This is a genomic window from Leifsonia sp. PS1209, assembly GCF_012317045.1.
Classification (GTDB): domain Bacteria; phylum Actinomycetota; class Actinomycetes; order Actinomycetales; family Microbacteriaceae; genus Leifsonia.
The window spans coordinates 3123103-3144091 of record NZ_CP051154.1 but is presented as its reverse complement, the minus strand read 5'-3'; the positions used below and the strand labels follow the sequence as shown (position 1 = coordinate 3144091).

22 protein-coding genes are annotated in these 20989 nt (G+C 67.5%); 21 read left to right on the top strand and 1 reads right to left on the bottom strand.

All coding sequences use genetic code 11. The annotated features are described in order from the left end of the window. Positions 1-25 precede the first annotated feature (25 nt). Entirely contained in the window at positions 26-1198 is a 1173-nt protein-coding gene (locus HF024_RS14995) for a hypothetical protein (RefSeq protein WP_085368830.1), read from the top strand. Between the two features lie 47 nt (positions 1199-1245). After that, positions 1246-1734 carry a DUF6121 family protein gene (locus HF024_RS14990; protein WP_168690052.1) on the top strand — a complete coding sequence of 163 codons (489 nt, stop codon included), beginning with the start codon at positions 1246-1248 and terminating at the stop codon, positions 1732-1734. A 19-nt stretch (positions 1735-1753) separates the two neighbouring features. On the opposite strand, the gene HF024_RS14985 is transcribed toward HF024_RS14990, so the two are convergent. Next, a complete protein-coding gene (locus HF024_RS14985; protein ID WP_168690051.1) occupies positions 1754-6241 on the bottom strand; it encodes an FtsK/SpoIIIE domain-containing protein in 4488 nt (1495 codons plus the stop codon). A 112-nt stretch (positions 6242-6353) separates the two neighbouring features. Between HF024_RS14985 and HF024_RS14980 the strand changes: the two genes are divergently transcribed. The 19 genes from HF024_RS14980 (at position 6354) to rpsC (ending at position 20989) form a co-directional block, all read left to right on the top strand. Next, on the top strand, positions 6354-6677 hold the full coding sequence (locus HF024_RS14980; protein WP_085368827.1) for a hypothetical protein: 324 nt from the start codon (positions 6354-6356) through the stop codon (positions 6675-6677). Positions 6678-6686: 9 nt separating this feature from the next. After that, on the top strand, positions 6687-8096 hold the full coding sequence (locus tag HF024_RS14975; RefSeq protein WP_085368826.1) for a putative T7SS-secreted protein: 1410 nt from the start codon (positions 6687-6689) through the stop codon (positions 8094-8096). A gap of 34 nt (positions 8097-8130) precedes the next feature. Continuing rightward, a complete protein-coding gene (locus HF024_RS14970) occupies positions 8131-8757 on the top strand; it encodes a hypothetical protein (protein ID WP_168690050.1) in 627 nt (208 codons plus the stop codon). After that, positions 8754-9356, top strand: coding sequence for a hypothetical protein (locus HF024_RS14965; RefSeq protein WP_168690049.1), 603 nt, complete (start codon positions 8754-8756; stop codon positions 9354-9356). The genes HF024_RS14970 and HF024_RS14965 overlap by 4 nt, the downstream gene beginning before the upstream one ends. Next, positions 9353-10243, top strand: a complete 891-nt coding sequence (locus HF024_RS14960; protein ID WP_168690048.1) for a hypothetical protein — start codon at positions 9353-9355, stop codon at positions 10241-10243. The genes HF024_RS14965 and HF024_RS14960 overlap by 4 nt, the downstream gene beginning before the upstream one ends. Before the next feature lie 124 nt (positions 10244-10367). Then, positions 10368-10664, top strand: a complete 297-nt coding sequence (locus tag HF024_RS14955) for a WXG100 family type VII secretion target (RefSeq protein ID WP_085368822.1) — start codon at positions 10368-10370, stop codon at positions 10662-10664. Positions 10665-11051: 387 nt separating this feature from the next. Beyond that, positions 11052-11426 (top strand): 30S ribosomal protein S12, encoded by a 375-nt coding sequence (rpsL, locus tag HF024_RS14950; RefSeq protein ID WP_055787040.1) that lies wholly within the window; start codon positions 11052-11054, stop codon positions 11424-11426. Beyond that, positions 11426-11896, top strand: coding sequence for a 30S ribosomal protein S7 (rpsG, locus tag HF024_RS14945; RefSeq protein WP_055894744.1), 471 nt, complete (start codon positions 11426-11428; stop codon positions 11894-11896). The genes rpsL and rpsG overlap by 1 nt, the downstream gene beginning before the upstream one ends. A gap of 118 nt (positions 11897-12014) precedes the next feature. Then, the gene (gene fusA / locus HF024_RS14940; RefSeq protein ID WP_085368821.1) at positions 12015-14129 is read left to right on the top strand and encodes an elongation factor G; all 2115 of its coding nucleotides are present in this window, start codon (positions 12015-12017) and stop codon (positions 14127-14129) included. 113 nt (positions 14130-14242) lie between these two features. Beyond that, entirely contained in the window at positions 14243-15436 is a 1194-nt protein-coding gene (gene tuf, locus HF024_RS14935) for an elongation factor Tu (protein WP_055894752.1), read from the top strand. A 417-nt stretch (positions 15437-15853) separates the two neighbouring features. After that, positions 15854-16327: a hypothetical protein gene (locus tag HF024_RS14930; RefSeq protein ID WP_168690047.1), complete on the top strand. Its 474-nt coding sequence runs from the start codon at positions 15854-15856 to the stop codon at positions 16325-16327. A gap of 381 nt (positions 16328-16708) precedes the next feature. Further along, a complete protein-coding gene (rpsJ, locus tag HF024_RS14925) occupies positions 16709-17017 on the top strand; it encodes a 30S ribosomal protein S10 (protein ID WP_005050520.1) in 309 nt (102 codons plus the stop codon). An 11-nt stretch (positions 17018-17028) separates the two neighbouring features. After that, on the top strand, positions 17029-17688 hold the full coding sequence (rplC, locus tag HF024_RS14920) for a 50S ribosomal protein L3 (RefSeq protein WP_055894761.1): 660 nt from the start codon (positions 17029-17031) through the stop codon (positions 17686-17688). A gap of 4 nt (positions 17689-17692) precedes the next feature. Next, positions 17693-18343 carry a 50S ribosomal protein L4 gene (rplD, locus tag HF024_RS14915; RefSeq protein WP_085368819.1) on the top strand — a complete coding sequence of 217 codons (651 nt, stop codon included), beginning with the start codon at positions 17693-17695 and terminating at the stop codon, positions 18341-18343. Further along, positions 18343-18639 carry a 50S ribosomal protein L23 gene (gene rplW / locus HF024_RS14910; RefSeq protein ID WP_085368818.1) on the top strand — a complete coding sequence of 99 codons (297 nt, stop codon included), beginning with the start codon at positions 18343-18345 and terminating at the stop codon, positions 18637-18639. The genes rplD and rplW overlap by 1 nt, the downstream gene beginning before the upstream one ends. A 26-nt stretch (positions 18640-18665) precedes the next feature. After that, on the top strand, positions 18666-19505 hold the full coding sequence (gene rplB, locus HF024_RS14905; protein WP_055894771.1) for a 50S ribosomal protein L2: 840 nt from the start codon (positions 18666-18668) through the stop codon (positions 19503-19505). Positions 19506-19514: 9 nt separating this feature from the next. Then, complete coding sequence (gene rpsS / locus HF024_RS14900) at positions 19515-19796, top strand: 30S ribosomal protein S19 (protein ID WP_055894775.1); 282 nt, start codon at positions 19515-19517, stop codon at positions 19794-19796. Positions 19797-19820: 24 nt separating this feature from the next. Beyond that, positions 19821-20213 (top strand): 50S ribosomal protein L22, encoded by a 393-nt coding sequence (rplV, locus tag HF024_RS14895; protein ID WP_055894778.1) that lies wholly within the window; start codon positions 19821-19823, stop codon positions 20211-20213. Further along, positions 20213-20989, top strand: a complete 777-nt coding sequence (gene rpsC / locus HF024_RS14890) for a 30S ribosomal protein S3 (protein ID WP_085368817.1) — start codon at positions 20213-20215, stop codon at positions 20987-20989. The genes rplV and rpsC overlap by 1 nt, the downstream gene beginning before the upstream one ends.

Sequence of the window (20989 nt, the reverse complement as noted above, 5' to 3'; positions counted from 1 at the left end):
ACCGGGCCGATCGAGGAGTGGCACCATGAGCGAGACGCCGGAATCTGCGCGGAACAACGGCGCAGCCGCGGAGCCCGCGGGGGAGAATGCGCCGACCACGGCCGGAACGGCGCCGGCGACGGCCCCCGCCCAGACTGCAGCGGCAGAGCCCGCAGCAGCCGAGCCCGCAGCGACCGAGCCCCGCGACACCGACCCTGAGGTCGTCGACCCGCCGTCGAGCCCGGTGTCTGCGCGCGGCCACGTCAACCGACCGGATGCGCCTGCCGCAGACGCACAGGAGGCCACGGCCACCGAGGTCCCCGCGACTCCGGCCCCCAGCACTCCCGCCAAGGTCACGGAGCCGGAGCCCGTCGTCGCGACCGATGACGACATCGCCGCCGCCGTCGCCCGCTCGCACACCGGAGACGTGCCGGCGGCCGCCGCAGCCGGAACGGCCACGGTGGACACCGCATCCCCCGCCCAGTCGGCCACGCCCGTGATCGTCGCGGCAGAGGCGGCCACCGCCGCCCAGCCCACCACCGGGCAGCCGACCGCCCAGCCCGTGGCAGGAGAGGCCACCTGGGCTCCCGAGCCCGGCGCAGCTCCGGCCCCCGGGTACGCGCAGCCGGTCACGCCGATCTACGTGCAGCGCCCGGAGCCGCCGAAGAAGAAGAGCAACAGGGGCTTCGGCATCCTGATCGCGCTCGTCGGCACGGTCGTGTTCGCGGTGCTGTGGGTGATCGCCGTCGTGCTCGTCGGCTACGCCCTCACCCCGACCGACCAGTTCGCCGAGTCGCTGTCGCGCTTCTTCCTGTCGCAGTCCGCCGGGTGGGTGCCCGTGGTGGCGTTCTTCGTCGGCATGGTCGTCCTCATCCAGATCATCAACCGCGCCCGCTGGTGGGCCTACATCCTCGGTGGCCTGTTCGTGGCGCTGTTCGTCTACTTCGCGTACGTCGGGGCGTCGCTGGTCGACCTCCACGTCTGGACGCTCACCGCCAACGAGGCCGTCGTGGTCGTTCAGCGTCTCTGGGTCGCCCCGTTCGCGGTGCTCGCCGGTGTGATCGCGCGCGAGATCTCGATGTGGACGGGTGCGTGGCTCGCAGCGCGCGGCCGCAAGCTCAAGATCCGCAACGCAGAAGCTCAGGCCGCATACGACCAGCAGCTCGCCGACGCGCAGAACCAGGCCGTCGCCGCGTACGCCACGCCGCAGGGGTACTGACCGGCACGCACCGCCCTGCGTGACTCCAGTGATGCGTGACTCCACTCATGCGTGAGTATCGTGCGTACGCAGCCGTCCTTTCGGCCTTCGCCACGATCCTCTACCTGGCGCTGGTGGTCGCCGCCTTCGGGCTGATCTCGCTGGCGACGAACACGGACGTGATCGCCGACCCGGACATCGGCCCGCTCGTCGGACCGATCATGACCGGATGCGCGACGCTGATGCTGTTCGTGTTCCTCCTGGTGATCGGCACGCGCGTCCCGGCGGAGAAGCAGCGCATCTCGCCGGGCGTCGCGCTGGCCGTCGGGTTCGCCTGCTACTTCGTGTTCATCGTCGCCGGAGGGGTCGCCGGGGCGGCGGGCGATCCGTCGCAGCCGTTCGCGTACGTCCTGTTCGCCGTCGGGCAGCTGGGCAGCATCTACGCGATCACGGTCGGCATCGCCGGGTTCGTCGTCACGCTCCTGTACCAGCTCGTCCTCGTCGGCCGCTTCCAGCAGCGCGGTCGCCCGCGCTGGCCGTGGGAGAAGGAGAAGTAGCGGGCACCCGCGCCTCTCTCTACTCCCCGACCAGCGGCACCTGCACGCGAGCGAAGCGACCCTTGGCGATGTAGACGCCGCGCCCGGGAGGAAACTCGGAGCGGTTCAGCCTCGGCAGCGGCGTCTTGAGCAGCAGGTCGCCTTCGACCGAGTCCGGCTGCAGCAGCAGACCACGGCGGCCGTTCTTCACCTCGCCGAGCAGCGGCCAGGACGACCCCCAGGCGCTCGACTCCGCCTCGGCGACCAGCAGGTGGTCGCTGCGGCGCACGGCACGCACGAGCTCGACGATGGGGGAGTCGGCCGGGGTCTGCAGGAAGTCCCCGATGCTCTCCACGATCACCGCGATGCGCCCCTCCGTGTCCGGGTCGGCGACGGCGGCGACCAGGTCTTTCGCCAGCGCCGCCGCGGTCTCCGGCGTCGTCGCCGCGTCTGTCCAGTGGCTCGCCCGCCCGAGCGCCGACCGCGCGTTGCCCAGGTAGTAGAGCCGCGCCTGCGGGTCGAACCGCAGCACAGAGGCCGCGAGCGCCGCCAGCGTGGTCGACCGACCGCTCGCCGGAGGGCCCGCGACGAGCAGCGTCCCGGCGGGCTCGAACCCGAACGGCCCGAGGTCGAGGTCGCTGACCCCGAGCACCGGTGCCCCGTCGTGCGACGGCGGGAGGGTCTCGATGGCGAACTCCTTGGGCAGCGAGCCGATCGGCGGCGTCTCCTGCACCCCGGCCCGCACCATCGCCTCCGCCAGGCGCGTCGTCGCCGCGGACTGGTCCGACACGGATGCGCTCCCGCCCAGCACCGCGAGCTGCGTCTCGTAGCCGTCGACGATCGCGCGCCCGGGAGGGGAGGACGGGCCCAGGATGTCGTTCGGCACGTCGAGCATCCCGTAGCCGTCGTCGGCGAGCCGCAGCACGACGGAACGCTGCACGAGCGACCGGATCGCGGTGGGGACGGCGCCGGCGCGGTCACCGGTGAGTGCGACGTGCATCCCGAGCTGGCGGCCGTCGCTGAGGATGTCCTTGAACACGTCGTACCACTGCGAGCGTCCCGCCGGGATCTCGAAGTCCTCGCGGAAGTTCGGGAATCCGTCGATCAGCAGCAGGATGCGCGCCTCGTTCTGGCGCCCGGTGAGCCTGCGGTATTCGGTGATGCTGGAGGCGTTGGCCTCCGCGAACCGCGGCCCTCGGGTCTCGAGTTCCTCCTTGAGCATCCGGAACAGTCGGATGATGCGCTCGGCGTCGTCGCCGGGGATGACGGAGCCGACGTGCGGCATCTTCTCGAGCATCCGGAGGCTGCCTGCACCGAAGTCGAGCGCGTAGACGCGCACGGGACCGCCGCGCGGGGTGATCGCCGCGGACGACGCCAGTGTGCGGAGCGCAGCGGACTTGCCCGCGCCGCCCGTGCCGTAGATGGCTATGTTGCCGTCCACATCCGGCTGGAAGTACACCGGCAGCTGCTGCTGCCTGTCCGGCACGTCGCTCACGCCGAGCAGCAGCTCGGCGTCCGTGCGCTGCCGCAGCAGCCCGAGGTCGTAGACCGCGGCCAGCTCGTCCAGCCAGGGACGCCGCGGCGACGGGATGCGGGCCTCGCCCTGCGCCCGCACGATCGAGGTCACGAGGCGCTGCTGGTCCGTCGGCCCGAGGTCGCGCTCCTCCTCGCGGCCGGAGCCCTCCTCCTCCCAGCGGATCTCGCCGCCGAAGCGCAGTTCCGCGACCTCGACGCCCGCCCGCTCCGGCTCTCGGCTGGTCCAGCCGCCCGCGTACGCGGACTGGAACGGGGCGAGCCTGCCCGGGCCGGTCTTGGCCATGCCGCGCCCGGGGATGGCCGGGTCGAAGTGGGCGGCGTCCGAGACGCCGACCACGTCCTGGCTGTCGGACTCGTCCGCCATCCTGAGCGCGATGCGCAGGTTGGTGTTCGCGCGCAGGTTGTCCTTGATGACACCGGCGGGACGCTGCGTGGCCATGATGAGGTGGATGCCGAGCGACCGTCCGCGCTGGGCGATGTCGACCACGCCGTCCACGAACTCCGGCACCTCGCCGACGAGCGCGGCGAACTCGTCGATCACGAGCACGAGCGCGGGAGGGCACTCCGGGTCGCCGCGCTTCTCCAGCTCCAGCAGGTCTTTCGCCTTCTTGCGGTTGAGCAGGTGCTCGCGGTGGTGCAGTTCGGCGCGCAGGCTGGTGAGCGCACGGCGCACCAGGTGCGGGCTGAGGTCGGTGACCAGGCCGACGCAGTGCGGCAGGCTCACGCAGTCCGCGAAGGCGGAGCCGCCCTTGTAGTCGACGAACAGGAAGGTGACCCTGTCCGGGCTGTACTCGGCGGCCATCCCGAGCACCCAGGCCTGCAGGAACTCGCTCTTGCCCGCGCCGGTCGTTCCGCCGACGAGGGCGTGCGGGCCCTGGCTGCGCAGGTCGAGGTGCATCGCATCCACGCCGGCGGAGCCGATGATGGCCCGCAGGGTGCCCGCTCTGCGCTTCACGGGGCGCGCGCCCGACCTGTCGTGGATGGAGGCGTTCTGCCTCCAGCGGTCGATGACGGCGCCGGACGACTCGGTCAGGTCGTGGCCGAGCAGGCTGACGAGCGAGATGCTGCGCGGCAGGTCGCTGGCGTCGGCGACGAGCGCGCCCGCATCGATGACGGGGGCCATGCGCTTGGCGTAGTCGAGCGCTGTGGCGCGGTCGACGGGCTCGGTGACAACGTCGTCGATGGTCTCGCCGATGCGCACGAAGCCGACCGTCGCGCGGTCGTCCCGCTCCGCGTGCGCCACGTATGTGCGGCAGACGGCGGGAAGAGCCGCGACGTCGGTGTCCAGCCAGATCGGGAAGACGCCGGCATCGGCGGCAGCCTCCGCCAGCTGCACCAGGCGCGGCCGGTCGATCGCCACGTCGCCGGAGATGACGACCACCACGGCGGGAACGGGCGACGGAGTCCCGTCCACGGTCTGCGACTTGCCCACCTCGGCCCCGCGCTCGATCGCGGCCCGCTCCTGCTCCATCGCACCGCGGCGCTGCGGGCCCTTCGCGCGGGCCAGCCGCTCCTCCACGAGCCCTTCGAGCGCGCTGAGGACAGTGGATGCACTGGAAGCGCTGTCCGCGAGGTGGCCTCCGGCGAGCGGGCTGTGCGGCGACGACGTGTGCGGCATCCACTTGAGCCATTCCAGCTCCCGCGACCAGCGCGGGGAGACGAGGGCGGCGACCACGAGCTCTGCGGGGGAGTGCAGCGCCGTCAGCTGCACCAGGGTCGAGTTGACCGACCCGGCGATGTGCTCGGCCGGGCCGGCGATGCCGAGCGCGCCGGACTCGAACAGGTTGTCGAGCACCGGGACGTCCGAGACGCGCTCGTTGGCGTCGATGACCGCGTCCAGACGCTCCTGGAACTCGACGATCATCTCGCCGCGATCATTGCTCGCGATGGTGTTCCTCGACCGCATCGAGCCGATCCCGAGCTGCAGGTTGAGGAACGACCAGTGCTCGGGGCGCCTGGTCCAGAGCAGCGGGCCGCGCTGCACGGCGTCCGCGAGGGCGGCGTGCGTCGTCGGCGATTCCGCACGCCGGAGCTCGACCTCGCGGAGACGCTCGGCGTCCAGCTTGGCGGTGAGCGCATCCAGTCGCTTGTCGAAGACCGCGATGGCCTTCTTGAGCTTGCGCTTGCCGCGGGTGCGCCCGGTCATGTAGTTGCCGATGAGCATCACCGGGGAGAGCAGCACGAACAGCAGCGACGTCGGCTGGCGGGTGAGCGCGAACATCGCCCCGCCGAGCAGCAGCGGCGTGATCATCGCGAGCAGCGGGAAGGGCGGGTCGTCCTTCTCCGTCGGCACCTCCGGCGCCTGGAACACCTGGCCCGCGTACCGCTGCTCCACCCGCGGCGACCTGTTGAAGAAGACCGGTCCGGCCTTCGGCGCAGCAGCGGGGATGCCGGACAGCCCGGACACCGCGATGCGCACCTCGGTGTCTCCGATCAGCAGGGTCTCCGGCCTTCGCACGGTGAGGCGGGTCACGATGCCGCCGTCCACCACCACGCCGTTGGCGGAGCCGAGGTCGATCACCTCGACGCCGTCGCCCACCTCGAGGCGCACGTGCCGCTTCGACACCAGCGGGTCGTTGAGCACGATGTCGCAGCTGTCGTCCCTGCCGAGGAGGGCCGTTCCCGGCCGGAGCGGGAACTCACGCCCGGCGTCGGGGCCGGTGAGGATCTGCGCCGTCGCGACCGCCGGCGCGTCGCCGAGGTCGCTCGGGGCGTAGTACACCCCGGCGTCCGCCAGGCTGACCGTCGCCCCGCTCCCGATCCAGGCCTCGCCGATCGGCGCATCCGGTGGCAGCACGAGGGTCTCCGCCTGGCCGGGGATGGCGGCGCGGAGGGTCAGCGCCCTGTCGTCGGTGACCGGCCCTTTCCCGCCGCGCGGGTCGACACGCCGGATGCTCGCGGCGACTTCCGAGATGCTGGCTGCGGCGTCTGCGGTGACGACGATGTCATCGCCGGCACCGGATGGGCGGGAGAGCGTGAGTTTGAGGCGCACGCAAAGAACGATACCTATATACATGCACGTCGCTGCATGGGGACTGCTCCCCATCGCCTCACCATGCCGCGCTCGGTAGGTTGGCTACAGCCTGAAAACGGAGGGGAACGTCATGACCGATCTGAAGCTCGACCTGGAACTGCTCGGACAGCTCAAGTCCGACCTCGAGGCCATCGTCTCCGAGTTCAAGGGCGCAGACGACTTCAGTGACGCCGTCGCGGACGCCACCGGCCACGACGGACTCTCCGGCCACGTGCGCGACTTCGCCCACAAGTGGAACGACAAGCGCAAGAAGATGACCGAGTCGGTGGAGAGCCTCTCCAAGTCCGTCGCGGGAGTCACGGACGGCTTCACCAAGGTGGACGAGGGGCTTGCCACCGCACTGGAAGACGCGGCGAAGTCGCAGGACTACCCGGCAGCGCCGGCGAAGAACTAGGAGACGCAGATGAGTGACGTCGAATACCAGCCGCTCAAGGGCGACCCGGACCTGGTGCTGTCCAAGGCGCGCCACTACGCCGAGATCGCCGACGCCATCCAGCGCTCGGTCACCACGCTGAAGAAGATCGGCGACGTCGACCAGATGGTCAGCAAGGCCATCGACGCGTTCCGCGACTCCGCGAAGGATGTCGCCGGAGACATCGACAAGGCCCACGACCGCTACCGCACGACCGCGGACGCCCTCATCACGTACTCGTCGTCCCTGCGCTCGGCCCAGGATGCGGCCACCACCGCCATCGCACACATCGAGAGCAAGCAGGAGGCGGCAAACACCGCCAAGCACGCGGCGACCACCGCGCAGCATGCAGCGGACACCGCGGCAGACGCCGACAAGGCAACGGCATCCACGGCGGCCACCAAGTCTCAGGATGCCGCCGACGCAGCCGACGCCGACCTGCGGGCGGCGCACGCGGAGTGGCACACGGCACTGGATGCGAAGAACTCCGCCGCCGAGACCGCCATCGCCGCCATCGTCAACGTCGTCGACAAGAACAATCACGGCCTGAAGGACTCGTTCTGGGACGACTGGGGCTCCACCGTCTTCAGCATCTTCAAGACCATCTGCAAGTGGGCGGGCGTGCTGGCGATCTTCTTCGCCTGGGTGCCCATCCTCGGCCAGATCCTGATCGTGCTCGGCGCGATCGGCGCGATCATCGACCTGGTCGAGTCCATCGTCAAGGTCATCAACGGCGACGGCTCCTGGTGGGATGTCGCGTTCGCCGCCGTCGGCTGCGTGCTCACGCTGTTCGGCGGGAAGATCTTCGCGATGGTGGCCAAGAACCTCCGCGCCACCGCCATCGTCCGCACCGGCATCACCGACAGCCGCCAGCTGTCGCGGCTGCAGGGGGTCAGCAGGCACAGCACGGACTTCATGAGCGCCACCAAGGCCAACGAGGCCCTGAGCAAGCCGCTCTCCGACGCGTTCAAGTCCCCGTTCATCCGCACGGATGCGCAGAAGGCGGCGCTCACCGCGTTCCAGTCCGGCACCAAGTCCGGTCCAGAGCTCATCAAGGAAGCGGCGCGCGAGGCGTTCCCCGGCCTGAACCTCAGCATCAGCAAGGGCTTCGGCATCAACAAGGACCTGGTCGGCTTCTACAACCTGGCCAAGGCGGATCCGAGCCTGCTCACCAACGGCATGAAGTTCACCGCGGGGGCCGCGACCCTCTACCAGGTGCACAACACGGTCAAGGTGGTCACGGGCGCAGTCTCCGGCTTCACCAACAACCCGATCGGGCAGGCCATCGACACCGGTTCGTCGTTCGTCCCCGGCGACTACGACAAGATCGGCGGAGCAACGAGCAGCACGGTCGGCGTGGTCAAGGACGTCTGGAACGTCGCCAACAACGGCACGAAGTAGCGGGTAGGGTACCGGTGGGCGAAGGGGAGGCTCAGTGACGGCGAACGGAACACGGCGCGACATCGTCGACTTCAGCATCGGCACTCCGGAGCGCTGGTATCCGATGCCGCTCGCCGAAGCCTCGGACCCGGACTGGCCGGCGCACCTCGCCGCATCCCTCGTCGACGACCAGGGGATGCGCGCCAAGCTCGCCGACGAACTCGCGTTCGCGCGCTCGCGCTTCCGCGAGATGCGCAACCCGGCGATGACCGCGGCGGTCTGGATCCCGTACCCGGAGATCGGCCGGGCAGGAGCGGCACTCGTCTTCTCGCTCGCCCCCGTCGAGCTGGTCGGAACGCCGGACCAGTACGAGGAGGCGCTCGCTGCTCCCGTCGTCGAGCCGGATTCCGGCCAGAGCTATTTCGCCGTACAGACCTGGCGCTCCGCCGTGGACGCCGGCGAACTGGTCGGATCTCACAACCTCATCGCCCACGCCCTCCCGGACGGCGGCGCCGAGCTGGAGGAGCGGGTCGTGGCGGTGGTCTACCCGCCGGACGCCGCACAGGTCGTGCAGTTCGTGGCGTCGGCGGAGAACCTCGGCGTGTTCACCGATATGGCCTCCGACGTGCAGGCGCTGGTCGCGACGCTCACCGTCACCCTCGCGGACAGGGTGGACGCATGACGTACACCGCCCGTTCCCCGCAGGGCTCGTACTCGATCATCCTCCCCGGCACCTGGGCCGACATCCCGCTGGTCGACGAGGAGACCATGCGCGAGCGCATCCGGACCCTGGTGCTGCAGCAGGTCGGCCGCAACGACCGCCTGGCGCGGATGAGACGGGATGCGCGCGAGGAGTTGGTGAGCACGGCAGAGCGCGCGCGGGCCGCCGGCGCCACCGCGTTCTGGATGTCGCTCGAAGTCCTCCCCGGCATCCCGCTGCCCGCAGCCCTCATCGCGCGCGACCGCGCGTGGCCGGAGGAGGTCGACGCCGAGCGCCCTCTCGCCGAACGGCTCGCCGCCGCGACGCCCGGCGCGCAGCTCATCGAGCAGCGCACGGGACCGGTCGCCCGCATCCGGGAGATCGGCGAGGACGTCATCGGGGAGACGCGCGAGCCGTCCCTCTACCTCGAATACTCGGTGCCGTACCCGGCGGACGCCGGCCTGCTGACCGTCAGCGTCTCCGCCCCCACCGCCCACGACCCCGAGCTGTACACGCTCTTCTTCGACGCGATCGTCGATTCCCTCACCTGGGCCGAACTGCAGACCGAGGAGGTCTCGTGACCGACGAACTGACCGAGGAGGCGCTCGCACAGCGCAGGGAGCGGGTCGCGGCATCGAACCGGGCATTCGGGCGTGTGCTCAGCGTGGGCGGGGGCATCCTCGCCGCCATCGCGTTCGTGCTGCTGGTCGGCGGCGGTCTCGTGATGACCGCCGTCGCCGGAGGCCCGGACGACGGTTCGCTCGACGGCATCCGCGGCGTCGCCGCCGTCGCGATGGGCGCGACCCCCGGCGTGATCCTGCTGCTCGCGATGTGCGGCCTCGTCGCCGGTGAGCAGCTGCGCAGGGGTGCGATGAAGCGCAACCCGGCGCCTCCGGACACGGTGCTGCCGTCGGCGAGCATGGTGTCCCGGTTCCGCGTCCTCCCCGTCGGCTGGCACGTCTTCTGGATCGTCGTCGGCCTGCTGATCTCCGTGCTCCTCGTCGTGGTGCCCGTCGTCTCCTGGTTCACCGGCGGCTGGCCGGCGAGCGTCGGCGACGAGAACGACTTCTCGCGCTACTGGGTCATCTACGGCTCGATCGGCTTCGGCGTGACCGTCGCAGCGATCACCTCGCTCATCAAGAAGCTCTCCTTCTACCGCGCGCAGGCCGCAGGAAAGGTGCAGCAGGGAGTGGATGCGCCCGGCCGCCGCTTCTGGCGCTTCTTCGACTACCGCTGGCGCTTCGACCTCTGGCTCTCCGGCCTCGGCGGCGTGATCCTGGTGCTCGCGTTCACCCCGCTGTCCTCCGCCGTCGGCCCGACCTCCTCCAGCGCCGAGCTCGCAGACGCGCTGCCCTGGACGCTCTCGTTCGTCGCGCTCGGCCTCGTGCTGATCGTCGCGGGCATCGTCTGCGCGACGCAGTTCTGGCGCGCGGGCGAGGAGCTGGGCTCCGGGGAGTCCGCCGCGTAGGGGACCGCCGGGGGAGGCGCATGGGGAGTGCTCCCCATTCCACTCCACCAGCATCCACGGATAGTTTGATATCACTGGTCGGCCGAGGGGTTGGCCTCTCGGACAACACGAAGGGAACGACATCATGGCAAACATGAACGTCACGTACGGCGAGATGACCGATGCCGCCAACCGCCTCATCTCGGGCAAGGACGACATCACCGCCAAGCTCCACGAACTGCAGAACCTGGTCAACGGACTCGTCAACGGCGGCTTCGTCACCGACCAGGCCTCGGGCGCATTCCACACCTCGTACGAGCAGTTCACCAAGGGCACGACCGACGCGGTGAACGGTCTCGACGGGATGTCGCAGTTCCTCACCAAGGCCGCTGACGCACTGCAGAACGTCGACAGCGAGCTCGCCAAGGGCATCGGCGGCTGAGTCTCGCCGCCTCCACCGCGAAGCGCGGGCATCCACGATGGATGCCCGCGCTTCGCCGTATACTCCCAGCGGGGAGATCGCGGGCTGCAGACGCGCCGCGCGCACCCGCATCCATTTGACCGGGCGCTGCCCGCGAGCTAAGATTTATCGGGTGTGCGCTCTGTCGCGCGCTCGTCTGGTGCCCAGGAATGGCCACCGCGAGTGGGCAGGCACGTACTCATCCGATGGGCAGGACAACCGCACGGGAGTCCAGCCCCCACGGCATATCGATGACGAACACTTCTGAACGTCGATCGGTCCCCCTGAGAAAAGACACGCCCAGCAGGGCGTGCCCTGGCTCGGGGAAGCAACACCTGTCACCGTGCAGTCCATATAAGGAGAAGTTCAGTGCCAACCATTCAGCAGTTGGTTCGGAAGGGCCGCAGCCCCAAGGTCACAAAGACCAAGGCGCCCGCCCTGAAGGCCAACCCCCAGCAGCGCGGCGTGTGCACCCGCGTCTACACCACCACCCCGAAGAAGCCGAACTCGGCTCTCCGCAAGGTGGCTCGCGTCAAGCTTTCCAACGGGACAGAGGTCACGGCCTACATCCCCGGTGAGGGCCACAACCTGCAGGAGCACTCGATGGTGCTCGTCCGCGGCGGTCGTGTGAAGGACCTCCCCGGTGTTCGCTACAAGATCGTCCGTGGCGCGCTGGACACCCAGGCCGTCAAGAACCGCAAGCAGGCTCGCAGCCGGTACGGCGCGAAGATGGAGAAGAAGTAATGCCTCGCAAGGGTCCAGCTCCCAAGCGCCCCGTCGTCGCAGACCCGGTCTACGGCGCACCGATCGTCAGCCAGCTCGTCAACAAGATCCTGCTCGACGGCAAGAAGGGCCTCGCTGAGCGCATCGTGTATGACGCGCTCGAAGGCGTCGCCTCCAAGTCCGGTCAGGATGCCGTCGTCACGCTCAAGAAGGCGCTCGACAACGTCCGCCCGACCCTCGAGGTCCGCAGCCGCCGCGTCGGCGGCTCGACCTACCAGGTCCCCGTCGAGGTCAAGCCGCACCGCGCGAACACGCTCGCGCTGCGCTGGCTCACCAGCTACGCCAAGGGTCGTCGCGAGAAGACCATGACCGAGCGCCTCACCAACGAGATCCTCGACGCGTCGAACGGCCTCGGCGCCGCTGTCAAGCGTCGCGAGGACACGCACAAGATGGCCGAGTCGAACAAGGCCTTCGCGCACTACCGCTGGTAAATCCGGCTCGCTGGTAATCCCGGTTCGGGCATTACCACGCCGGTCCGGGTGTTGTACTCCATGGAGTGCCCCACCCGGGCCGGCACCCCTTCACCTTTCTACTTTTCGGAGGAACCCTGTGGCACAGGACGTGCTCACCGACCTGAACAAGGTCCGCAACATCGGCATCATGGCCCACATCGATGCCGGCAAGACCACTACGACCGAGCGCATCCTGTTCTACACGGGCGTCAACCACAAGATCGGCGAGACCCACGACGGCGCTTCGACGACCGACTGGATGGAGCAGGAGAAGGAGCGCGGCATCACCATCACGTCCGCGGCCGTCACCTGTTTCTGGAACAAGAACCAGATCAACATCATCGACACCCCGGGTCACGTGGACTTCACCGTCGAGGTGGAGCGTTCGCTCCGCGTCCTCGACGGCGCCGTCGCCGTCTTCGACGGCAAGGAGGGCGTCGAGCCCCAGTCCGAGACCGTCTGGCGTCAGGCCGACAAGTACAACGTCCCGCGCATCTGCTTCGTCAACAAGATGGACAAGCTCGGCGCCGACTTCTACTACACGGTCGACACCATCGTCAGCCGCCTCGGCGCCAAGCCGCTGGTGCTGCAGCTCCCGATCGGTTCCGAGTCCGCCTTCGAGGGCGTCGTCGACCTCATCGAGATGCGTGCGCTGACCTGGCGCGGTGACGCAAAGGGTGACGTCCAGATGGGCGCCAAGTACGCCATCGAGGAGATCCCGGCCGACCTGGTCGACAAGGCCAACGAGTACCGTCAGACGCTGCTCGAGACCGTCGCGGAGAGCGACGACGCACTGCTCGAGAAGTTCTTCGGCGGTGAGGAGCTCACGGTCGCAGAGATCAAGGGCGCCATCCGCAAGATGACGATCAACAGCGAGCTCTACCCGGTGCTCTGCGGTTCCGCGTTCAAGAACCGCGGCGTGCAGCCGATGCTCGACGCTGTGATCGACTTCCTTCCGTCGCCGATCGACGTTCCGGCCATCGAGGCTCACGACCCGCGCGACGAGGAGAAGGTCATCCTTCGCCACGCCGACGCGTCCGAGCCGTTCTCGGCTCTGGCCTTCAAGGTCGCCGTCCACCCGTTCTTCGGTCGTCTGACCTACGTGCGCGTGTACTCCGGCCGTGTCGACAGCGGTGCCGGCATCGTCAACTCGACCAAGGGCAAGAAGGAGCGCATCGGGAAGATCTTCCAGATGCACGCCAACAAGGAGAACCCGGTCGACTTCCTGACCGCTGGCAACATCTACGCCGTGATCGGCCTCAAGGACACCACCACCGGCGACACCCTGTGCGACCCGGACAACCAGGTCGTCCTCGAGTCGATGACGTTCCCCGAGCCCGTCATCGAGGTCGCGATCGAGCCGAAGACCAAGGCCGACCAGGAGAAGCTGGGCACCGCGATCCAGAAGCTCGCCGAGGAAGACCCGACGTTCCGCACCGAGCAGAACCAGGAGACCGGTCAGACGGTCATCAAGGGTATGGGTGAACTTCACCTGGACATCCTGGTCGACCGCATGAAGCGCGAGTTCAACGTCGAGGCCAACGTCGGCAAGCCCCAGGTGGCCTACCGCGAGACCATCCGTCGCGCGGTCGAGAAGTACGACTACACCCACAAGAAGCAGACCGGTGGTTCTGGCCAGTTCGCCAAGATCCAGATCACGATCGAGCCGATGGATGTCACGCCGGAGACGAGCTACGAGTTCGTCAACGCTGTGACGGGTGGCCGCGTCCCGCGCGAGTACATCCCCTCGGTCGACCACGGTATCCAGGACGCGATGCAGGTGGGTGTTCTCGCCGGCTTCCCGACCGTGGGTGTCAAGGCCACCCTCGTGGATGGCGCTTCGCACGACGTCGACTCCTCGGAGATGGCGTTCAAGATCGCCGGCTCGATGGCCTACAAGGAGGCCGCGCGCAAGGCGAACCCCGTGCTCCTCGAACCGCTCATGGCGGTCGAGGTTCGCACGCCGGAAGAGTACATGGGCGATGTGATCGGTGACCTCAACTCACGACGTGGTCAGATCCAGTCGATGGAGGACGCGAGCGGGGTCAAGGTGATCCGCGCGAACGTTCCGCTGTCGGAGATGTTCGGGTACATCGGCGACCTGCGGTCGAAGACCTCGGGCCGTGCGGTCTACTCGATGACCTTCGACAGCTACGCGGAGGTTCCCAAGGCTGTTGCCGACGAGATCGTCCAGAAGAACAAGGGCGAGTGACTCCGGTCACCCTCCTTTCGCAGTATCCCGTAACATAGATAAACAATCCCGTAGAGTTGCCGGCCGGAAACCATCGGCCGGGGCTTCTACACGAGAGTCCTGAGGAGGACCCAGTGGCTAAGGCCAAGTTCGAGCGGACTAAGCCGCACGTCAACATCGGAACCATCGGTCACGTCGACCACGGAAAGACGACGCTCACCGCGGCGATCTCGAAGGTGCTTGCTGACAAGTACCCGTCGGCGACCAACGTTCAGCGCGACTTCGCGTCGATCGACTCGGCTCCGGAAGAGCGTCAGCGCGGTATCACGATCAACATCTCGCACGTCGAGTACGAGACCCCGAAGCGCCACTACGCGCACGTTGACGCCCCTGGGCACGCCGACTACATCAAGAACATGATCACCGGTGCCGCTCAGATGGACGGCGCGATCCTCGTGGTCGCCGCTACCGACGGCCCGATGGCGCAGACCCGTGAGCACGTGCTGCTCGCGAAGCAGGTCGGTGTTCCGTACCTGCTCGTCGCGCTCAACAAGTCCGACATGGTCGACGACGAGGAGATCCTGGAGCTCGTCGAGCTCGAGGTTCGCGAGCTTCTGTCGAGCCAGGACTTCGATGGCGACAACGCCCCCGTCGTTCGCGTCTCGGGCCTCAAGGCGCTCGAGGGCGACGAGAAGTGGGTCGAGTCGATCGTCGAGCTCATGGACGCCGTCGACAACTCCATCCCCGACCCGGTGCGCGACAAGGACAAGCCGTTCCTGATGCCGATCGAGGACGTCTTCACGATCACCGGTCGTGGAACCGTCGTCACCGGCCGCGCCGAGCGTGGAACCCTCGCCATCAACTCCGAGGTTGAGATCGTCGGCATCCGCCCGACGCAGAAGACCACGGTCACTGGTATCGAGATGTTCCACAAGCAGCTCGACGAGGCATGGGCCGGCGAGAACTGTGGTCTGCTCCTCCGTGGAACCAAGCGTGAGGACGTCGAGCGCGGTCAGGTCGTCGTGAAGCCGGGTTCGGTTACGCCGCACACCAACTTCGAGGGCACCGCGTACATCCTGTCCAAGGATGAGGGTGGGCGTCACAACCCGTTCTACGCGAACTACCGTCCGCAGTTCTACTTCCGCACCACCGACGTCACCGGCGTCATCACGCTGCCCGAGGGCACCGAGATGGTCATGCCCGGCGACACCACCGACATGACGGTCGAGCTGATCCAGCCGATCGCTATGGAGGAGGGCCTCGGCTTCGCCATCCGTGAGGGTGGCCGCACCGTGGGCGCTGGTACGGTCACGAAGATCATCAAGTAGTCTTCTCCGACTGCTCGGAAAGGGGCTGGACCGAAAGGTCCGGCCCCTTTTTGCATTCCCCCATCGGGTCCTGGACGTTTGCTCCAGGGGGTTTACCTCCCGCTGGGCGAAGCGCAGAATGAGGACACCGTTTCAACCGGACGGTTCCGTCGATGAAGGGAGAGCGTATGGATATCCATGACCTCGCAAACCAGGCCAACCCGCAGACAGGCATTCGGACGGAAAGTTCGGGAGTCGCGTAAGCGGTCCCATTGGCAACAGCACGGGGTGACGGCGCGAGGCGTCACCCGAGCGGGGCTCCGGCGTTCAGCCGGGCCCCGCTCTGTGCGTCTGGCGCTTGGGGACACCGCCCGCCGCGCTGACCGTCTCGGACCGCTGCTGGCGCGTAACGGGGTGCTGCCGATAAGGTCCTGATGCATGGGCTACTTCGTGCTCGTCATCGCGCAGACCGTGGTGCTTCCGATCGTCTCCGGTTCGATCGAGCTGGCGGTGGGCGGGGGAGACCCCGTGCTGGTCTTCGGCAAGTGGTGGGTGTTCTGGGGAGTCGGCACGCGGCTGCTCGTGGCTGGCGTCGCGCAGGTCTCCGGCAGGGGGCCGACCACGGCGATCCTGGGCGCTGCCACGCCGACGGTGCAGGAAAAGCAGCTCACGCGCGAGCTCGGCACGGCCAACCTCGGCATGGGGATCGCCGGCCTGCTGGCACTCGTGCCAGGGTGGGCTCTCCCCGCGGGCATCGCGGGCGGCGTCTTCCTCCTGATCGCCGGGCTGATGCACCTGCCGAAGAGGGTCAAGAACGCGCAGGAGGCGCTCGCGACGTGGACGGATCTGCTGGTCGGGATCGTCGTCGTCGTGCTCGCCGCCGACGTGATCGTGCGGGCTTTCTCGGGCTGAGGGCGAGCGCGAAGCGGCGTCCGACGCGCCCGCGACACGCCCGGGTTGCAGCTTGGGCCGGAGTCTGGCAAACTTGTCTAGTTCAACATTTCGGAACGAGTGCGCTCATGTGCGCTCCGAACGGATCACTGCCAGGCAGTGCATAGCCCACCGAGACGCCGCCAGGCGGCATTCGGAAGATGGTTAGGCCGCGGGTAGAAGAGCAAAGCTTAATCGACAACCTCGAAGACAAGGGTTCACCCATGTCCGCGGGCGGTCGATGAGTTGACAGAAGAATAGTGGCGTTCCCCAACAAGCGTTCGTCGCATCCGCGTCCAATGCGAGTCAGGTTCTCTCGGGAGCCGGTCTCGTACGACGCCATAACAAGAGAGTGAGTCAGACATGGCGGGACAGAAGATCCGCATCCGGCTTAAGTCGTATGACCACGAGGTCATCGACACCTCGGCGCGCAAGATCGTCGACACGGTTACCCGTGCAGGCGCTACGGTCGTCGGCCCGGTGCCCCTTCCCACCGAGAAGAACGTGGTGTGTGTCATCCGTTCTCCCCACAAGTACAAGGACAGCCGTGAGCACTTCGAGATGCGCACGCACAAGCGGCTGATCGACATCATCGACCCGACGCCGAAGGCCGTCGACTCGCTCATGCGTCTCGACCTGCCCGCCGACGTCAACATCGAGATCAAGCTCTAAGGGGGAGTGCCATGTCGAACATCGAAACCAAGACCTCCCGTGGCCTCCTCGGCAAGAAGCTCGGAATGACCCAGGTCTGGGATGAGAACAACAAGCTCATCCCCGTGACCGTCATCGAGATCACGCCGAACGTCGTCACCCAGGTCCGCACCCCCGAGGTCGACGGCTACAACGCCGTCCAGATCGCCTACGGCCAGATCGACCCGCGCAAGGTCAACAAGCCGTCGGCAGGTCACTTCGACAAGGCCGGCGTCACGCCGCGCCGTCACCTCACCGAGGTCCGCACCGCAGACGCCGCCGAGTACTCGGCCGGCCAGGAGCTCACCGTCGACGCCACGTTCGAGGCCGGCCAGCTGGTCGACGTCGTCGGAACGTCCAAGGGTAAGGGCTTCGCCGGTGTGATGAAGCGTCACAACTTCAAGGGTGTCTCCGCCTCGCACGGTGCACACCGCAACCACCGCAAGCCGGGTTCCATCGGCGCCTCCTCGACCCCGAGCCGTGTCTTCAAGGGCATGCGCATGGCCGGTCGCATGGGTGGCGAGCGTGTGACCGTTCTGAACCTCAAGGTTCAGGCCGTCGACGCAGAGAAGGGCCTCCTGCTGGTCAAGGGCGCCGTTCCCGGCGCTCGCGGCCGCATCGTTTTCGTCCGCAACGCAGTGAAGGGGGCCTAGTCGCATGGCTACCTCGATTGACGTTCTCGATGTCAAGGGCAAGAAGGCAGGCTCTGTCGAGCTTCCCGCCGAGCTCTTCGACGTCCAGACCAACATCCCGCTGATCCACCAGGTCGTCGTCGCGCAGCTCGCTGCGGCGCGTCAGGGAACTCACAAGACCAAGCGTCGTGGTGAGGTCTCCGGTGCAGGTCGCAAGCCGTTCAAGCAGAAGGGAACCGGTCGCGCTCGTCAGGGCTCGATCCGCGCCCCTCAGATGACCGGTGGTGGCATCGTCCACGGACCGGTGCCCCGCAGCTACGCGCAGCGCACCCCCAAGAAGATGATCGCCGCTGCTCTGCTCGGTGCTCTCTCCGACCGCGCCCGCGGAAGCCGCCTGCACGCCGTCGAGTCGCTCGCCCTCGGTGAGACCCCGTCGACCAAGGCCGTCGCAGAGTACCTCGCCACTGTCGCCACCTCGAAGCACGTCCTCATCGTGCTCGAGCGCGACGACGCGGTGAGCCTCAAGAGCGTCCGCAACCTGCCCACCGTCCACACGCTGACCTTCGACCAGCTGAACGCGTACGACGTGCTCGTCAGTGACGACATCGTCTTCACGAAGGGTGCGCTCGAAGGCTTCATCGCTTCGAAGTCCAACAAGGAAGAGGTGAACGCGTAATGGCCGTCAACAAGGACCCGCGCGACATCATCATCGCCCCGGTCGTCTCTGAGAAGAGCTACGGCCTGATCGACGAGGGCAAGTACACGTTCGTCGTCGACCCGCGTTCGAACAAGACCGAGATCAAGCTCGCCATCGAGAGCATCTTCAAGGTCCAGGTCGCCTCGATCAACACCCTGAACCGTCAGGGCAAGACGCGTCGCACCAAGTTCGGCACCGGCAAGCGCAAGGACACCAAGCGTGCCATCGTCACGCTCAAGTCCGGTTCCATCGACATCTTCACGGCAGTTGGCTAAGGCCGGGATCTAGAGGAAAACAGACAATGGCTATTCGTAAGTACAAGCCCACGACCCCCGGTCGTCGCGGTTCGAGCGTTGCCGACTTCGCTGAGATCACCCGGTCGACGCCCGAGAAGTCGCTGCTCCGTCCGCTGTCGAAGACCGGTGGCCGCAACAACCAGGGCCGCATCACGACCCGTCACATCGGTGGTGGCCACAAGCGCCAGTACCGCGTGATCGACTTCCGTCGCAACGACAAGGACGGCGTCAACGCGAAGGTCGCTCACATCGAGTACGACCCCAACCGCACCGCACGTATCGCGCTGCTCCACTTCGTGGACGGCACCAAGCGCTACATCCTGGCCCCGAACAAGCTGTCGCAGGGCGACATCGTCGAGTCGGGTGCAGGCGCGGACATCAAGCCGGGCAACAACCTGCCGCTGCGCAACATCCCCACCGGTACCGTGATCCACGCGATCGAGCTCAAGCCGGGCGGTGGCGCAAAGCTCGCCCGTTCGGCCGGCGCTTCCGTGCGTCTCGTCGCCAAGGACGGCCCGTACGCGCAGCTCCGTCTGCCGTCGGGTGAGATCCGCAACGTGGATGCACGCTGCCGCGCGACGATCGGCGAGGTCGGCAACGCCGAGCAGTCGAACATCAACTGGGGCAAGGCAGGCCGCATGCGCTGGAAGGGCGTCCGCCCGACCGTGCGTGGTGTTGCCATGAACCCGATCGACCACCCGCACGGTGGTGGTGAGGGCAAGACCTCCGGTGGTCGTCACCCGGTCAGCCCGTGGGGTCAGAAGGAAGGCCGCACCCGCCACCCGAACAAGGAAAGCGACAAGCTCATCGTGCGTCGTCGTACTGTCGGCAAGAAGCGTAAGTAGGAGTAGAAGATGCCACGCAGTCTCAAAAAGGGCCCCTTCGTCGACGACCACCTGCTTCGCAAGGTTGTCGCCGCGAACGAGGCCAACAGCAAGAACGTGATCAAGACCTGGTCGCGCCGCTCGATGATCGTCCCGGCCATGCTGGGTCACACCATCGCGGTGCACGACGGTCGCAAGCACATCCCGGTGTTCGTCACCGAGACCATGGTTGGGCACAAGCTCGGTGAGTTTGCTCCCACCCGCACCTTCCGTGGACACGTGAAGGACGACAAGAAGGGTCGTCGCCGCTAACGCGGTGACGTAAGGAGGAGAGAAATGGTGGAGTCGATCGCACGCGTGCGACACATCCGCGTGACCCCCCAGAAGGCTCGTCGCGTCGTCAACCTGATTCGCGGCAAGCAGGCACAGGAGGCCCTGGCCATCCTGAAGTTCGCCCCGCAGGGTGCGAGCGAGCCGGTGTACAAGCTCGTCGCCTCGGCGATCGCCAACGCGCGAGTCAAGGCCGACCAGTCGAACACCTATCTGGACGAGCAGGACCTGTACGTGAGCAGCGCATTCGTTGACGAGGGCACGACCCTCAAGCGCTTCCAGCCGCGTGCACAGGGCCGGGCCTTCCGCATCAACAAGCGCACCAGCCACATCACGATCGTCCTCGCGACGCCGGATGAGGCCGCAGCTGCCAAGGCTACGAAGAAGGCGAGCAAGTAATGGGTCAGAAAGTCAATCCATACGGCTTCCGTCTGGGCATCACCACCGACCACGTGTCGCGGTGGTTCTCGGACAGCACCAAGCCGGGTCAGCGGTACAGTGACTACCTCGCCGAGGACGTCAAGATCCGTCGTCTGCTGCAGACGTCGCTCGACCGCGCGGGTGTTTCCCGCATCGAGATCGAGCGCACCCGTGACCGTGTCCGCGTCGACATCCACACCGCCCGCCCGGGCATCGTGATCGGTCGTCGTGGCGCAGAGGCAGAGCGCATCCGCGCCGACCTCGAGAAGCTCACGGGCAAGCAGATCCAGCTGAACATCCTCGAGGTCAAGAACCCCGAGGCCGACGCTCAGCTCGTCGCTCAGGGCATCGCAGAGCAGCTCTCCGCACGTGTGGCGTTCCGCCGCGCGATGCGCAAGGGCCTGCAGGGCGCCCAGCGCGCAGGCGCCAAGGGTGTCCGCATCCAGGTGTCCGGCCGTCTCGGCGGCGCTGAGATGAGCCGCTCGGAGTTCTACCGCGAGGGCCGTGTGCCGCTGCACACGCTCCGCGCCAACATCGACTACGGCTTCTACGAGGCCAAGACCACTTTCGGTCGCATCGGTGTCAAGGTGTGGATCTACAAGGGCGACATCACGAACAAGGAGCTTGCTCGCGAGCAGGCCAACCAGAAGCCGTCGCGCGAGCGCAACGACCGTGACCGTCCGCGTCGCGGCGGTGGCCGGGGCAACGCCCCTGCAGCTGAGAGCGCGCCGGCCGCAGCAGGAGTTGAGGCATAA

What these genes read in the sequence shown, in the direction of transcription:
- rplB (WP_055894771.1), top strand. Translation starts at nt 18,666, where the DNA reads ATGGCTATTCGTAAGTACAAGCCCACGACCCCCGGTCGTCGCGGTTCG.
- HF024_RS14995 (WP_085368830.1), top strand. Translation starts at nt 26, where the DNA reads ATGAGCGAGACGCCGGAATCTGCGCGGAACAACGGCGCAGCCGCGGAG.
- rpsG (WP_055894744.1), top strand. Translation starts at nt 11,426, where the DNA reads ATGCCTCGCAAGGGTCCAGCTCCCAAGCGCCCCGTCGTCGCAGACCCG.
- HF024_RS14930 (WP_168690047.1), top strand. Translation starts at nt 15,854, where the DNA reads ATGGGCTACTTCGTGCTCGTCATCGCGCAGACCGTGGTGCTTCCGATC.
- rplD (WP_085368819.1), top strand. Translation starts at nt 17,693, where the DNA reads ATGGCTACCTCGATTGACGTTCTCGATGTCAAGGGCAAGAAGGCAGGC.
- rpsC (WP_085368817.1), top strand. Translation starts at nt 20,213, where the DNA reads ATGGGTCAGAAAGTCAATCCATACGGCTTCCGTCTGGGCATCACCACC.
- HF024_RS14955 (WP_085368822.1), top strand. Translation starts at nt 10,368, where the DNA reads ATGGCAAACATGAACGTCACGTACGGCGAGATGACCGATGCCGCCAAC.
- rplW (WP_085368818.1), top strand. Translation starts at nt 18,343, where the DNA reads ATGGCCGTCAACAAGGACCCGCGCGACATCATCATCGCCCCGGTCGTC.
- rplV (WP_055894778.1), top strand. Translation starts at nt 19,821, where the DNA reads ATGGTGGAGTCGATCGCACGCGTGCGACACATCCGCGTGACCCCCCAG.
- rplC (WP_055894761.1), top strand. Translation starts at nt 17,029, where the DNA reads ATGTCGAACATCGAAACCAAGACCTCCCGTGGCCTCCTCGGCAAGAAG.
- rpsJ (WP_005050520.1), top strand. Translation starts at nt 16,709, where the DNA reads ATGGCGGGACAGAAGATCCGCATCCGGCTTAAGTCGTATGACCACGAG.
- HF024_RS14980 (WP_085368827.1), top strand. Translation starts at nt 6,354, where the DNA reads ATGACCGATCTGAAGCTCGACCTGGAACTGCTCGGACAGCTCAAGTCC.
- HF024_RS14990 (WP_168690052.1), top strand. Translation starts at nt 1,246, where the DNA reads ATGCGTGAGTATCGTGCGTACGCAGCCGTCCTTTCGGCCTTCGCCACG.
- HF024_RS14975 (WP_085368826.1), top strand. Translation starts at nt 6,687, where the DNA reads ATGAGTGACGTCGAATACCAGCCGCTCAAGGGCGACCCGGACCTGGTG.
- HF024_RS14965 (WP_168690049.1), top strand. Translation starts at nt 8,754, where the DNA reads ATGACGTACACCGCCCGTTCCCCGCAGGGCTCGTACTCGATCATCCTC.
- rpsS (WP_055894775.1), top strand. Translation starts at nt 19,515, where the DNA reads ATGCCACGCAGTCTCAAAAAGGGCCCCTTCGTCGACGACCACCTGCTT.